The organism is Streptomyces sp. NPDC057617 (assembly GCF_042800555.1).
GTDB lineage: Bacteria > Actinomycetota > Actinomycetes > Streptomycetales > Streptomycetaceae > Streptomyces.
In genome coordinates, this window is record NZ_JBHVGV010000015.1 from 42180 (window position 1) to 57009 (window position 14830).

The 14830-nt window shown below is 68.1% G+C and carries 7 protein-coding genes; 1 reads left to right on the forward strand and 6 read right to left on the reverse strand.

What is annotated here, in order from left to right:
• Positions 1 to 1443: 1443 nt before the first annotated feature.
• From ACFU9P_RS30050 to ACFU9P_RS30075, 6 genes are all read right to left on the reverse strand, one after another.
• Positions 1444 to 1998 carry a hypothetical protein gene (locus tag ACFU9P_RS30050; RefSeq protein WP_384086825.1) on the reverse strand — a complete coding sequence of 185 codons (555 nt, stop codon included), beginning with the start codon at positions 1996 to 1998 and terminating at the stop codon, positions 1444 to 1446.
• Positions 1999 to 2052: 54 nt separating this feature from the next.
• Positions 2053 to 3030 (reverse strand): hypothetical protein, encoded by a 978-nt coding sequence (locus ACFU9P_RS30055; protein WP_384086826.1) that lies wholly within the window; start codon positions 3028 to 3030, stop codon positions 2053 to 2055.
• Positions 3031 to 3151: 121 nt separating this feature from the next.
• Entirely contained in the window at positions 3152 to 6538 is a 3387-nt protein-coding gene (locus ACFU9P_RS30060; RefSeq protein WP_384086829.1) for a Swt1 family HEPN domain-containing protein, read from the reverse strand.
• Positions 6539 to 6585: 47 nt separating this feature from the next.
• Complete coding sequence (locus tag ACFU9P_RS30065) at positions 6586 to 9387, reverse strand: DUF1156 domain-containing protein (protein ID WP_384086831.1); 2802 nt, start codon at positions 9385 to 9387, stop codon at positions 6586 to 6588.
• Positions 9384 to 12896, reverse strand: a complete 3513-nt coding sequence (locus tag ACFU9P_RS30070) for a helicase-related protein (RefSeq protein ID WP_384086834.1) — start codon at positions 12894 to 12896, stop codon at positions 9384 to 9386. Before ACFU9P_RS30070 ends, ACFU9P_RS30065 begins: the two co-directional genes overlap by 4 nt.
• Positions 12897 to 13423: 527 nt before the next feature.
• A complete protein-coding gene (locus tag ACFU9P_RS30075) occupies positions 13424 to 14038 on the reverse strand; it encodes an FMN-dependent NADH-azoreductase (protein ID WP_376383074.1) in 615 nt (204 codons plus the stop codon).
• Between the two features lie 142 nt (positions 14039 to 14180).
• Between ACFU9P_RS30075 and ACFU9P_RS30080 the strand changes: the two genes are divergently transcribed.
• Positions 14181 to 14531, forward strand: coding sequence for a winged helix-turn-helix transcriptional regulator (locus tag ACFU9P_RS30080; protein ID WP_376383072.1), 351 nt, complete (start codon positions 14181 to 14183; stop codon positions 14529 to 14531).
• Positions 14532 to 14830 lie beyond the last annotated feature (299 nt).

Genomic DNA, 14830 nt, shown 5'->3' on the forward strand with positions numbered 1-14830 from the left:
ACGAGATCGTGAGTCGTCCCTTCTGGGCGACAACCGTTCGTTGCAGGTGCGGGTGACGGCGTCTGGCGGATGTGCAAGTGGGCGCCCCCACCGCACGATCAAGTGCTGGGGTCGTGGGCGAGGACGTGGACAGCGTGGCGCGGATTGATTCGCACAGGGACCGGGCGGGCGGGAAGCTCTGGGTTCCCTCCGAACCAGCCGTCGGCCTTTCTTACGCCGCAGAGCATGCGGCGCCAGGCATCCAACCGGTCCAGCGTGCGGTGTTGGGGTTGCTGGGCTGGGTCTGACCAACAGAGCGCGGCGGCATCCTCAATCAGGCTCGCTACCGCAGGCCGCTCACAACGCTGACTCGCATGACAGACGGCATGCGCATCGGCTTAAGCGGCTCAGGGCGGCAATACCTTCTCGATCGGCCAGTGCCCCACGACTTTCAGCCCCGCATGCTGCAGCAGCTCTATGAGCGTGTCTCGCCCACCCGTCATGGGAACCCATCCTGCCCGACGCGGCAATCAGTCATCCCGACGGCTGGTGGGGTGCGGAATGCGTGTCAATCCGCGGTTGAGGGCGGTGGCGTACTCGGGGCCTAAGCCCTTGCGTTCGCGGTCGCGGTCCCAGTCGTCGCCAGTGCTCTGGCGGAAGCCGAGCAGTTGGCTGAAGACGTAGGGCGGCAGCTCGGAGGCGATCTCTATGAGCGTCGCGTAACGCGCGACCCGGGGGCGGATACGGATCCGAACGAAGCCTGTTATCCAAGTTGCGCGGGGCCAGGGACTGGCCCTGGGAAGCCGCCCGGGAGCAGCCACTTTGGTTTGTCGCGTGGGATGGTCACGGCATGGCCTTGGCGCCGCCCCCCTGCGAGGCGTCGCACCAAGGCCCATCGCTGGCCTTGGGCGATGACGTGCGTGGGTGAAGTCCCTCAAGCAGAGTGCGACGTGCAGTGGCGCGGCGTGGCCGCGTCGGCTGGTCCAGAGTAGGAAGGAGCACACAGGCCCGCTAGGTGGGTCTCTCGAGCCAAGCGCCCAGATGGTCTTGGGTTGCACTGGGTGAGGGGCGTGCTCTGTTGATGGAGCTACTCCAGGAGCCGCACGACGTTCCGGATCTGGTGCCGGACGCCGGCGGCCTGGCTGTGGGCCACGTACTTGCCGTGCGGGAGGCGGCGCAGGCGCTGCATGTGTTCGGACTCCGCGGACTTCGCCGTCTGTGAGGTGGGACGGAACGGGCCAGAGATGCAATGCAATCCACGACCATCTTGATGCGGACTTCCCGCAGCTCAGAGCCATCGTGGAGGGCCAGCGCCGAGCTACCCACATAGGACGTAGGCCAGGGCCGTGTGACGGGGCGCCAATCACAACTGACAGCTACCCGAGATGGTGCGTGCCCCAACAGCCGATGACAGTGGGGGCAGGGTGAGCTGCTTCGGCAGCAGTTGTCCCCGGGTAGGGAAGATTACCCGAGGGCAGAAGAAGAGGGATGCTGGGTCGCCGGCTGTGGGGAGTCTGCTAGGTCTCTGTCCGTTGCCTGGATGACGGAGTTGAACAGCCACAGCAGGCGGTAGGCCCGGGCCGCACCAAGGAGCAAAACACCTTCCACAGTCCAGTGGACGCCCCCAGGGTCGGCCTCGGTAGTATCGAGGGCGGTTGCGAGCAGGCAGACACCGGAGATGAGCAGGGTGGCTGATAGGACGCTCACCCAATTCCGCCGGAACTGTGAGGCAAGGTGTGGCGCAGTGCGCAGAACCCGCATCCGGCGGCCGGTGGCGGAAGCGTATTGGGCAATCGCGGCAGTGACGAAGCTGCCGACCAGTGCAACGACGGTTGCGCCGGTGGTGTAGATCGTTAGGCGTTGTTCGCGGCCGGGCGCACCGAGGATGTCGCCGCGTCCGGTCAGCGCGACTATCAGACCATGCCCGCCGAGGGCGACTGCAGTCAGCAGCCAGTCCGTCGCCGGCCTTGACCGCCATCTGTGTAGTAGTCCGCGTGCTGTCTCCACCAGGCTTGCCATTCCAGCCTCTCCCCCGCGCCCCCACCAGGGCTTTCGCCCCGGCTGCCTTCCAGGCTAGAGGTCAGCACTGACAGCGGCCCGCAGCACCCTTTCGTTCTCGTGGGAGGCCCGTTCCAGTTCGTTCAGGGCCACCTGGAGGTCGATGGCGTGGCCGTCGCCGGAGGAGAACGGCACGACGCACTTCGCGGTGATGCGCTCGCTGACGAAGTCGATCTTCTCGTCTTCGGCCTCGCTGTGCCACGCTTCCATGCGGGCCCGGGCAGCAGCGGTGTCGACGGCGTCGGAATTGTCCAGCCAGTCCTCGATGTCGTTGGCGAACACCCGGGTCGAACTGAGGAGTTGGCCGTGGCCACGCGAACGACGGCGCGGCGACAGGATGCCGGGCTTCTTCGGCACCTCCAGGGTCAGGGTGATCACCATGTCCGGGTTGTCCTCATGCAGACGGCTGAGAGCGGTGCCGAGGTCGGAGCTGGCGCGCAGGGCGGAGGGACTGTCGTGCGGCTCAGGGGCGATCTTCACGGTCAGCTTCTCGATGGCCGCGGCGTGCGCGAGCTTCTCCCGGGAGCGGGCGTTGACCACCGGCCGCAGAGCGACGTTAGGGACGTCGGGAGCTGCCACATGCATCTCGTCGAACCAGCGCTTCAGCGCCTGGGCTCTAGGTGCCGAGATGCCGCCCGTCATGGTGGCGATGACGTTGCCGAAGGGGAGGAAGTACACCGTGGTGACGTCCACCAACTCCTTGTCCGCGGCGAGTTGGAGACGGCTCAGAGTGCCGTCGACATGGTCGATGAGCTGCGGTACGTCCTGGCGGACCTTGGCCAGGAGCAGATGGGGGGCGGTCTGGTGAGGGTCGACGGCTCCGATCAGCGCACCGTCCCCCGCGCCGCGTGCGGTGCGCTGCGGCGGCGGCTGGGCGCACAGACTGCGGATATGCGCTGCCCAGTCGCGGTGCGGGAGACGGGAGCCGTCAGGGGCGTCGGCGTCGGCGATCTCGTAGAAGTGGACGACTCTGTCCCGGTTGCGTGCGGCCATGCCTGTGCTCCCCCGTGGCTGATGTGGATGACGTCGGTCGACCAGCCTATCGAGAGTGCCAAAGGCTGCCGAAACGATCAGGTCGGGTCGGGGCACACCACCCCGGCCCGGCCGCCCTGTCCTACCCCTCCTCGAACTGGGCTTGCAGCTTCAGGGTGTTGGCGTTTTCGATGAGCGTGCGCACCTTGTCCGCGGAGAAGCCGCCGGGCGCGGTCGCCTGGATCTCGACGGTGATCTCTACGTCGGCGCCGATGGCTTCGAGGTGCTGGAGGATCTCGAAGGCGTACTTCGTGGCGTGCTTGCTGTACTGCTCGGTGTCCAGCCGGGCGTGGGCGTAGAAGCGGGTCGGGACGCGGGGCAGCGGGGTCGGCGTGGGGGCCGGGCCACCCGGCGTGGGGCGGGGCGACAGCGACGGGCCGCCAGAGCCCTGACCGGTGCCGTCGTCGGCGTCCTCCTGATCGGCCGGTTCCTGATCCCGGGCGGCGGCTGCCGCCAGGTCGGCGGCCTCCTGGGCGACGGCGAGGTCGGCCCGCACCAGCAGGGTGGAGTCGGTGATCTGGCCGAAGGAGCCTCCCCGGCAGGGCAGGACGAGGCCCTCGTAGCGGCCGGTGCCCGGATCGTGGCCGGTGGCCAGGGCGAAGCCGTCGGTCTCCCAGGTGACGTGGGTGAGGACGTCCTCGACGCCCTGATCGAGGACCGAGCGGTCGCGCAGCCGGTTCATGTACGGGTACTTGGTGTGCAGCTCCCACAGGCGGCCGACGGAGATGTGGCCATCCCGGTTCCACTCCTGGCCCAGCGCGTCCTTGATCCGCTGATAGAGGACGGCGGGGGCCTGCTGGAGGTAGAGCATGCCCTGGCGCTTGAGACGTTCGCCGACCTGGAGGGCGGCGTCGTCGATGGTGGGCAGGTCGACCTTGAAGTCGACCCACTCGAGCTTGGCGCCGGGGATCTGCTCGGGGACGAGAACCCACCGGTAGGCCTTGCCCAGACGGAGGCTGACCGTTTCGTCGGCCTTCTCCATACGGGTCCTGGCCTGGGTCCGCTGATTGTCTGTCAGGTCGAGCTGGAGGTGCTGCTGGAGCACCTGCTTCCAGCCCAGGTACTCGCGGACGGCCTCGGCGACCTCGTCGATCTCCTTGCGGTCGGGGGCGAGGAAGACGAGGGTGTTGCGGTGCTGCCGGGTCGCTGAGCGGTGCTGGTCGAGGGCCTCCTGGACAAAGTGCAGGGCCTCGGTGTCGGGCACGCTCTTGGCGTTGCGGTGGGTGAAACGAGGGTGGACCAGGACGAGGCGGGCGCCGTCGTTGTCTGGAATGTCGCTCGCGGGCAGGGGTGCGGCGTGGACGGCGGTGAAGAACTGACCGCGCACGCTCCGCACCGGGCTGAGTCGGCGCACCACGTCCGCCCACACCTTGTCGGGGTCGTCGAGGAGCTTCTCCGCCGCGTCCTTGGCGGTGCGGGTGATGTTGGCGTGGATGTCGTACCAGTGGCGTTCGCCGTCGCCGTAGAGGTAGGTGGAGCGATCACCGAGGGCATTGAGCGCGGTGCGGAAGTTGCCCAGTGGCTCGCCGGGGATGGCCATGCCCAGCCGGATGTGCGCCTCGGACAGGCCCTTGCGGGCGGCGTGCACCCGGGGAGCAGAGCCCATGAAGACGGTGCGGGCCACACGGCGGCTCATGCCGCGCTGCCCGAGGACCGGCTTCTCGGCGTCTACGGTCTCCGGGGTGGAGCCGGGCCCGTCGACGTCCGCGTCGATGATCGGCTTCCAGCTGTCCTCCAGGTAGTACGTCAGCTCCTGGTTGACACGGGTGTCGTGTATCGGCACGTCACCGGGCATGATCATGGGGCTCTGGTTCTGGTCCCGCCACAGGGCGTGGATGACGGTGCTCATCAGTCGCAGCACACCGCGGGTGCGCTGGAATTTGGGGAGCGTGGACCAGTCCTCGTAGAACCGGGCGAACAGCTCTGGATGGATGGGATACGTCGACTTGATCCGCCGCTCGTAGTCCATGGTGTCGCAGCCGGCCGGGAACTCGCGCTTCTCGGTGCCGTAGAACTGTGTGTAGAGCCGGGCCACCTTGTTGATCTCGGCCTGGACCTCGCTGGTGGGGGTCTGGAAGAGACGGCGGCGCACGATCTCGAAGGACTCGTCGGAACTCGCGGGCCGCCAGGTGTCAGCCTTGCGGTGGACGACGTTCTGCAGCCGCTCCAGGGCTGTGCGGTTGTTCTCGCCGCCGATGTCGTACTGGTCGGCGGCACTGATCTCACCGGTCACGGACGCCGGGATGGAGACCAGCAACTGGGCCCCCTCGACGGAGGCGACCGCCTCGGTCAGGGACTGTGCGAAGGAGAAGTGCGACTCGAAGGAACCGGCCGGCAGATGGTTGTTGCCGAGCAGTGGACCCGCGTACTGCACCCATTCGTCGATGAGGATGACGCAGGGCGCGTACGCGGCGATCAGATCCTGGAGCAGGGCGGTGCCGGGGCTGGTGCTGGTGCGGTCGGCCTCGGCGATGATGTCGTACGCCTGCCTGCCCCCGAGCCCCCAGGCGAGCTGGCCCCACATGGTGTTGACGGTGGTGCCGTCGGCCTTGACGTCGGCCTGCCCGATACCCAGCTCGTTACCGACCAGCACGGCCCGGTGCACCGGACCGCCGGGCAGTCCTCCGCCAGGCGCGGCGGCGATCAGCTCCTGAAGGTCCTGCGGCAGCCGGTTCGCCTTCAGGGCGGGCGCGTACAGGTGGTACAGCGCCATCATCGAGTGGGTCTTGCCGCCGCCGAAGTTGGTCTGGAGGTTGATGACGGGGGCGGCGTTCGGGTCGCCGCTGATCCGGCGCAGCGACTTGGCGAGCAGTTCCCGCAGACCCTCGGTGAGATACGTCCGCTGGAAGAACTCCTCCGGTTCGGTGTACTCGGCGGCGCCCTCCCCGCGCGCCACCCGCCACAGGTCGGCGGCGAACTCGGAGGCGTTGAAGTCGCCGCGCGCCACGTCCGGGTGCGGGGTGAGCACCTCGCGCCAGGGCCGCAGCCCCTCGGCGGCCACGCTCGGCAAGGCACGCGCCTTGCGGGCCGCCTTTTTCGTCTCCTCCTCCGTCACCTGCCGGTGCAGTGCCTGCCGCGACTCCCGGACCTGGTCGACGAGTACGGCGTCCGCGTGCACGGCCCGCAGCAGCCGCTCCGCCGTGTCCAGCGCGCGCAGGGTGTCGTCCGCGGTGAACGACTCGTGATGCGCCCACCGGTTGCGTACGTCGTTCAGCTCGCTGGCGAACCCGCGGGCGCTGCCCGGCAGCAGGTGCCGGAAGTAGTTGCTCCAGTACCGCTGGAGCAGGTTTAGCAGGAACTGCGGATCGTTTTTGCCGATCTGCCTCCCCTGTCCCCTGGCCTCGCTCTCCGCGTCCTCGAACCAGCTGTCGCCCTGCCGCTTGGCCATCTCCCGTTCCAGGAAGGGCAGCAGCCCCTCCGCGAGGATGTCGATCATGCGGGTGACACGGTCTCGGTTGTTCACCGCCATGGTGCGGGTGTCCTGCCTTTCGGGGTGCCTGTGGGTGAGCCTGGCGTTCAGAAGAGGGGCTGGTGCTGGGGCTTGCGCGGGCCGCGCTTCTCCGCCGCGCGGGCCTCGGTCTGGAGGTCGGACCAGGCACTAGCGAGGTTGTTGAACCGCTGCCCGCTCTCCGACCAGCGACGCCGGTCGCAGACGCTGTAGAGGAGATGAGCGAGGTCCCGGATGGCGTCCTCGTCGAACTCCCCCCGCTGCCTAATCCCGGCGAGCAGCTCACCGGCCGGTCCGACGCCAGACTGGGCGCCCTTCCCATCCAGCACCCGGGACAGGTGCATTGCGGCCTCCCACACGGAGATACGGACGTCTGTCTCCGGGTCGTACGACTCGGGCAGGTCGGCCGGGGCGACTAGCCATACCTTGCTGTCGCCGGACGCGGTGATGTGGGCGTCCTCGAGTCCCTTCACGGACACGTTGTACGCCTTGGCAAGCGTCTCGGCGTCCCCGAACGTGCCCTTCCCCCAGTGGAACTGCTCGAACCAGCGGATCGCCCACCGGGTGTCCTGGTCGAACTCGCCCTCCTGTTCGTTGAGTACGTCGGCGAGTACGTCGTTGATGAGCCCGAGTGCCGTGCGTACGCGCATCGGTGAACCGTCCGGCTCGGTCACCTTGGCGTACCGGGAGAACACGGCAATGCCAGGGCCGATCGCGGACTGAGGGAGGTCGACGGGGGCGAGGTTGCCTTCCTGCAACTTCCGCAGCTTCTCGGGGAGTTCACTGCGCAGGGCGCGGAGGAAGCCGCGGCGGTCGGTGGAGCCAGCTGTGACGTGGCGAGGGCGGCAGGCGAGGACTACGGAGGAGGCGAGGGCGTTGGTGCCGATGCCGATGGAACGGCCGGAGCGCTCAGTACGGACGGGCCAGGTGCCGGTGACTGACCAGCCAGCCTGGATGAGGCCGTTCAGCATGGTCTCCCAGCCGGTGGAGGCGATGCCATTCTCGTTGTCGGTTTCCGCCTGCTTGAAGGCGTAGTAGACGACGAGGGGGAAGTCCGGGTGGTGGCCGGCGCGCATGTGCGTGAAGGTCTCGACGAAGCCCTGCTCGAAGTGGTCCTCGGCCTTCTCGCGGCTCCCACCATGCCGATACGGGGAGGCGATTAGCTCCGGCTCCTTGGGGGTGAGGATCGTGCTCATGACCTCGGGGTAGATATCGCTTAGGGAACTGCGGAGCCAGACGTAGAAGTAGTCGGAGAGGTCGGCGTAGCCGATGTTGTCGTAATAAGGGGGATCGGTGTTGATGACGTAGTCATCGTAGGAGCGGGTGGTTGCGTCGGCTTGAACCGCATTGCCCGTGGCTTGCTCGGCAGGCAACAGCTCGAGAGCCTTACCGACAGCAGTGACCATGATGTCCAGAGTCCCGGACGACGGGCCGAAGACGTTACTTTCGGCAAAGTCCCAGGTCATGGGAAGTGCTTGGCGCGCAAACGTGCTGCGCACCAGCTCGTTCTGGGGGTTGCTCGACCACGTGGAGATGGTCGAACAGTAATCGGCCGCCCGGCTGGACGCCAAACCCAGGTACAGCGCCACTGCCTTCCCATACTCCGCCGCCTCGGCCTTCTCCATACCAGCGCCCCGTGCATCCCGCTCAACCCTCTTGCGGGCCTCGCCAACCAGGTCGCCAAAGGTGGTCAGCGCAAGCAGCTGCCGGTTCGTGAACAGGTCGGCGTGCTTCGTCATCCCGTAAGCCTGCACCCGGAAGCTCAACGCCTTCTCGGGCAACTCGGACTCCGGAACCTTGGCAGGCCGCCCCACCTCGGCCGCCCCCACATGCTCCATCGTGGGCGGCAGATAGATCCGCCGCCTCTTTCCCTCCGCAACCACGGCCATCATCACAGCACTCATCCGCCCGGCCACCCCCTCGGCCCGGACGTACTTCAGCGTCGCCCGGTTACCGCACACCAGGCACTCGGCGCCCTTGCCGTCAACGGTTCCCTCGCGGGGCTCGCCCTCGGGGCCGCCGATCGTGAAAGTCACCTGCCCGTCCATGGGCTCAGGGACGATGTAACGAGGCCGATCCTTCTTCTTGCTCAGCCAGAACGACCGCACCAGCGGCATCTCGGCCCCGCAAGCCGGGTCAGGGCAAGCCACAGTCCGCGCCCACAGCCAAGCGATGACCGGGCGCTCGGTCCCGTCCTCCAGCTTGGCCTTCGGATAATGCTTACCGATGCTCGCGTACGCCCGCTCCCGCATCCACTTCCCGTACTGCCGCACATCCTCCGCAAGCCCACTCGCCCCCCGCCAGCTCCCTTCATGACGAAGTTCCGCAGTCGGCGACACCGGCTTACGCCCAGCCCACTTCGGCGGAATCTCAATCAGCGCCTTGTTGATGACGACCGGGACCGGATTCAGGTCACTGGCGTAAGCCTGGAGCCCAAGCCGATGCGCCTCCAGCGGAATCGTGCCGCCGCCCGCAAACGGGTCCAGGACGGGCGGAAGCGGACCGTCGCCGTGCGACTCGGCGATCTTCTCCCGAACCTTGCGCATGATCCGTTCATCTCGCGTGGCCTCCCACGGGACCATCTCCTCGATGAGGTCGAACAGCTCCTGCCGCGCGGCCTTCTGCTCCTCCTCCCCCCGATAGAGATCGGGCCGCGAAGCCGGGTCGTCCACAAGCTGGGCGAACAGCATCGCGCGGGCAGCCGCCAGCGGCCGACGGGCCCACCACAAATGCAGCGTGGACGGGTGCCCGTGCCGGATGGACTTCTCCCGGGCCGACTCCCTGTTGATCGCCTCCAGCGGGAGGGAGACCTCGATGAGCTTGGTGCGGCGCTCCGGGGCTGGGGCCGTCTCTTCGCTTGCACCGCTCACTGCGGGGTTCCTCCCTTGTTCCAGGCGTCCTGCCAGGACAGCAGGAGACCCTCGGTCTTCAGATCGCCGAAGTCTGTGTCGGCGAAGGCGTCGGTCAGGTACCGGATCTCGTCGTGCTCCGGGCCGTGCGGGCTGACGGAGACCAGGGCGAGACGGTGGTGTTCGCCCCGGTTCTTGGCGACGAGGACCTCGTTGCGGCTGACGTAGAAGTGCTCCGCTCCCTCCCGGCGGCCCTTAACCTCGATGTGCATGAGGTGACCGTCAACACTAAGCGATCGGATGTCGTAGCCGGGATTGTTGTGGGCCATCTCCTCGGGGACCCGGCCCAGGCCGCGCTCGGCACCGAGTACCGCGGCCACAGCCCGCCGGTCGGTCTCGTAACCGTCGGCCGCATGCAGGGCGTCCAACACGGCCCTTTCGGCCGGGGTCTCGGCAGGGCCGAGGTGCCCCACCAACCAGCCCACCGGCACGACGAGGGCGCAGCCCGCCACCACCGGCGGGCGGGCCTGGAGTGCCTGGTCCTTGTCCAGGGCTGCCAGCCGCTGCTCGCGGCGGCGTTCAAGGTCCTCGGCCCAGGCGCGGGCCGTCTCGGGACGGTGGCGGACCTTCTTGCCCTCCGCCACGTCCAACTCAAGCTTCCCGGCCTGCGCGTACCAGAAGCTGATCTCCTGCCGCAGGCGCTGCTCGACCTGGGCGCGGGTGCGTTCGATGACGGGCAGGAGACGTTCCCGGGTCCGGTTGAGGTGCTGGGGGACCGCCTCCCGTACCGCCCACTCCATGGCGCGGGCGGGGCCGCCGTCCCGTAGCCACTTCTCCTTGAGGAGCACTCCCGCCGCCTCGGCCTCCCGGGGCGTGGGCGGGCGGTAGTCGAGATAGGGCGCGGGTCCGGCGTCGTGGGCCGTGCCGTCGGGACTCAGTTCCACGAACGCGAAGGAACGGTCCACCGACCGCCCGTGCCCGTCGACAACCTCCTGGACCAGGGCCGTAAGCAGCCGCGGCCGAGTCCCGGCATCGGATGCGTCGACCAGCACCGTGCCCCGCGTGAGCAGGTCCCCATGCCGGTGGACCGTCTCCTCCAGTACGGCGTCGAAGAGCGGGTGCCCGGGGGCGATCAGGTCGGCGCGGGCAGCGCCGGGGACGGTGACGCGTTCGCGGTCGAAGCAGACGCGCTCGTAGCGGCGCTGTACGACTCCGCCCAGCCCCAGCCCGAAGCGGCCCGTGTCGCGCAGGACGGCCGGGATGTGGGTGATCTCGTGCCGGCCACTCTCCCGGGCCCTGAGGTGACCGCCGAGGCGGTCGAAGGCGTCGCGGAAGAAGGCTCGTACGTAGTGCGGGTGCAGCCGCTTGGCCTGGGCCTCCTCCATGCGCAGCCGTACCGCCTCGACGTCCTCCAGGCCCATGACATGGGCGTCGAGTGCGAGCCCCTTGATCAGATCTACGGCCCGTTCACCGACCCGGGCGTCGATGACCTGGTCGAGACGGCTCTTGACCTCGGGCCGGTCGCCGTAGCGGATAGCCTCCAGGAGCAGGCCGCGCAGCGGCTCGCCCTCGAAGAGTTCGCCGAGGACGTTGTAGACCTTGCCGTCGTACGCCTTCGACTGCGCTTCGATCTTGTCGAGGAGCCGTTGGAAGACCTGGCCCTCGCGGGTGTCGGCGGCGACCAGGTTCCACAGGTGGCAGACCTCGGTCTGGCCGATGCGGTGGATACGGCCGAAGCGCTGCTCGATGCGGTTGGGGTTCCACGGCAGGTCGTAGTTGACCATGAGGTGGGCACGCTGAAGGTTCAGGCCCTCGCCAGCGGCGTCGGTGGCGACGAGGACACGGACATCGGGGTCCTGGTTGAATGCGTCGCGGATGTCACGGCGGTGCGGGCGCGGGGTGCCGCCGTGGAGGGCGACGACCGCCTCGGGGCGACCGATCAGGGTCCTGATACGGCGGGACAGGTAGTCGAGGGTGTCGCGGTGCTCGGTGAAGATGATCAGCTTGCGCGGCAGCCCTTTCTCGTCCCGCAGCAGCGGGTCGTCCTGGAGCAGCCCGGACAGTTCCCGCCACTTGCGGTCGTCGCCGGAGGCCAGGACACGTGCGGCGAGCCGCTCCAGCTCGCTCAGCGCAGCGATCTCCAGCCCCAGCTCCTGGAGGGTGCGGGCGGCGGTCGCCGCGTCGACGACCTGCTCCTCCAGCTCCTCCAGCTCGCCGCCGGTCAGATCGTCCAGCTCATCTTCGACAGGAACGGACGGCACGGACGCAGGCACGGAGACCGTCTGCTGACCCGACAGCATCTCCTGGCGGCGGGACTCCAGCCGCAGTCTTCTGCGCTCCAGGGAACGGTGGATCGCCGCCGGGCTGGAGGCGAGACGGCGCTGGAGGACGGTGAGCGCGAAACCGACCTGGTTGCCGCGCCGGCCGTCCAGCCGCTCCGCCCGGTTCATCTCCTGGCGGACGTACTCCGTGACTTGCTCGTACAACTCATGCTCGGCGGACGACAGTTCGTACGGCACGGTGTAGGCGCGGCGCTCGGGGAAGAGCCGCTTGCCATCGAAGGTGAGCAGGTCTTCCTTGATCATGCGGCGCATCAGGCCGGAGACGTCGTGCCGGTGGATGCCCGCCCGGTACCGGCCGCTGAACCGGTCGCTGTCCAGCAGCGTCATGAACAGCTGGAAGTCCTCCTCCTTGCCCGCGTGCGGGGTGGCGGTCATCAGGAGCAGGTGGCGGGTGAGCCGGCCGAGGAGGCGGCCCAGCTCGTAGCGCTTTGTCGTCTTCAGCTCCGTGCCGAAGTAGCTTGCGCTCATCCGGTGCGCCTCGTCCACGACGACCAGGTCCCACCCGCTCTCCCCGAGCAGTCGCCGCAGGTCCTCGGAACGGGCCAGGGCGTCCATGCGCGCGATGAGCCGGGGATGCCGGTCGAAGACGTTGCCGTCGATCGTCGTGTCGGTCAGCTGCCGGGTGAGCAGTGTGAAGTCCAGGCCGAATTTCTCCAGCAGCTCGTCTTGCCACTGCTCGACCAGCCCGCCCGGTGCGACGATCAGACAGCGCTCCAGGTCACCGCGCAGCGCCAGCTCCTTGATGTAGAGCCCAGCCATGATGGTCTTTCCGGCGCCGGGGTCGTCGGCGAGGAGGAAGCGCAGCGGAGTACGAGGCAGCAGCTCGTTGTAGACGGCCTGGATCTGGTGGGGCAGCGGGTCGAGGAGGCTCGTGGACACAGCGAGCATCGCGTCGCCGCGTGCCGCCATCCGGATCCGCAGTGCCTCGGCCGCCAGTCGGAACAGCCCGGGATCCGCGTCGAAGCCCCGGTCCGCCGTGCCGGGGGCCACCTCGGCCAGTCGCTCGGCGTCCTCCTCGTAGAGGATCCGCTCCTCCACGGTGCCGTCAGGACGGCGGTAGGTCACCTGTGCCGCCGTCGGCCCGAACATCCGCACTGCGACAATCGTGACGATACTTTCGGCGACAATGCCTGATACGACACGCCCCGCGGCCAGATCGCCAAGGCAGAGCTGACCCCGCTCAGGCATGCTGTTCCCTTGGTCCCGCCGGTGAAGGTGCCCCTTCCTTGAGGTCAATGATGCCGTACCGAAAACGAGGAGCTCACGGGGTTCACGCGGGATGATGGCTGACTCGGTAGCCATACAGCTTGGCCATGTTGTCGATATACAAGGTTAGCCTCGCCACGAGGCGAGGCTGTTGCTGCCGGAGGGTGGTCTGAGCCACGACCGCGTGGATGACGTATGTGTGTGATGCAGGCGTTCGGTGACACAGGCGGAGTTCTGCGCGTGGCCTGGGCTGCAACGCAAATGATCAACGTCATCGGAGTGACAGCGTGGATAGGGTCGCCTTCGAGTACGCATGGTGCCCGAAGAGCGCTCTGACCTGGTGTGCGGGAAAAAGTCCGACACAACGCGGGAGACGTTCCCTGAAATAGTTGTATCCCGCCCTGACCAGCGCATTTCGTCGGTGCCCCACCACAGAACCCCCGCTCCGGATCTCTCCGGAGCGGGGGTTCTTCGTTGTGCCGCTGCGTGTCGTGCCTGCTGCCTCGGGGTCAGGCGGCGAGGCGGGCGGCGAGCGCCTTGGCCTTCTGAGTGGCCTCCTCCTGGGCCTTGGTACGGGACGCCTCGGCGAGCGGGACCAGTTCGGCCATCTCCGGCTTGGAGTGGGCGAGCGTCAGCTCCGGGACGATGAAGTCGATCTCCGTGGCGCCGAACATCCCGGTCAGCACCTTCTCCAGGTAGTTCTGGACGAACTCGAAGTCCGCGCGCGGGGTGCCGGGAGCGTACGAACCGCCGCGGCTGGCCACGATGGTGAACGGCGTGGAGGCGTGCGGGCTGTCGGGGCCCGCGTTGTGGCCGACGATGATCACCTGGTCCAGCCAGGCCTTCAGGGTCGACGGAATCGTGAAGTTATACATCGGCGCCCCTATGAGGACCGCGTCCGCCTCGGCCAGTTCGGCGGCCAGTTCGGCGCGCAGGGCGTTGCCCGCGCCCGCAGACGCGGCGCTGATGTCCAGGTGGGGCAGCGGCGAGGCGGCCAGATCGCGGTAGACGACCTTGCCCTCGGGGTGCTGCTCAAGCCAGGACGTGACAAAGGCCGCGGTGATGTCGCGCGAGGCGGAGCCTTCCGGGAAGACGGCTGAATCGATGTGCAGAAGCGTGGCCATGACGTTCTCCATGGGGGGCTGAAACGGCGTACCGAATCGTTGGGTGAGCTCGGTAGGCGAGCGGAGTTTCCGTTCGCACCTATGGATAACATAGTTGCTTACTTTTTTTCATCCCGAACCGGAAAACCGGTACGCTGTGCGCATGGCGGACCATGGCGCGGAGGAGTGCAAGAAGGTCGACGTGAGCATCACGCGCGTCTTCGAACTGCTCGGCAAGCGGTGGTCGGGCCCGATCATTTCCGTGCTCATGCAGCGGGCGGTCTACTTCGCCGAGCTGCGGCGGGCGGTTCCCGGCATCAGCGAGCGCATGCTCTCGGACCGGCTGACCGAACTGGCGGCGGCGGGCCTGGTGGTGCGCGAGGTCGACGAGGGGCCGCCGCTGCGGGTCGCGTACCGGCTGACGGACGCGGGCGCGGCGATGGAGCCGGCGCTGAAGGAACTGCGGCTGTGGGCCGAATCGAATCTGCGGGAGCCGCCCGAGGGCGGGTGTTAGGGCGGCCGGTCGGGGCGTCTGCGGTCGGGGCGTCTGAAGCATCCTGAAGCGTCGGCCGGGCGGGGTTGAGGCGGGCGCCGGGCGGGGCTGCGGGGGCGAGCCGGGCGGGTTGAGGCGCGTGGTAGGACGGGGCTGCGGAGGCGAGCCCGGCGGGTCGAGGCGCGTGGCGGAGGCGGGGCTCGGCGGGAGCGAGGCTCAGCGGGCGCGTTCGGCGGGGTGTTCGGGGTTATCCACAGGGGGAGACGGCTGTCGCGGCCCGGCGGTACCGTCGTCTGCGGTTGATCTCAAGCGGTTCTCAA

Excerpts from the sequence above, each read along its gene's own strand:
- ACFU9P_RS30080 (WP_376383072.1), top strand. The coding sequence starts at position 14,181 with ATGGCGGACCATGGCGCGGAGGAGTGCAAGAAGGTCGACGTGAGCATC.
- ACFU9P_RS30070 (WP_384086834.1), bottom strand. The coding sequence starts at position 12,896 with ATGCCTGAGCGGGGTCAGCTCTGCCTTGGCGATCTGGCCGCGGGGCGT.
- ACFU9P_RS30075 (WP_376383074.1), bottom strand. The coding sequence starts at position 14,038 with ATGGCCACGCTTCTGCACATCGATTCAGCCGTCTTCCCGGAAGGCTCC.
- ACFU9P_RS30050 (WP_384086825.1), bottom strand. The coding sequence starts at position 1,998 with ATGGCAAGCCTGGTGGAGACAGCACGCGGACTACTACACAGATGGCGG.
- ACFU9P_RS30060 (WP_384086829.1), bottom strand. The coding sequence starts at position 6,538 with ATGGCGGTGAACAACCGAGACCGTGTCACCCGCATGATCGACATCCTC.
- ACFU9P_RS30055 (WP_384086826.1), bottom strand. The coding sequence starts at position 3,030 with ATGGCCGCACGCAACCGGGACAGAGTCGTCCACTTCTACGAGATCGCC.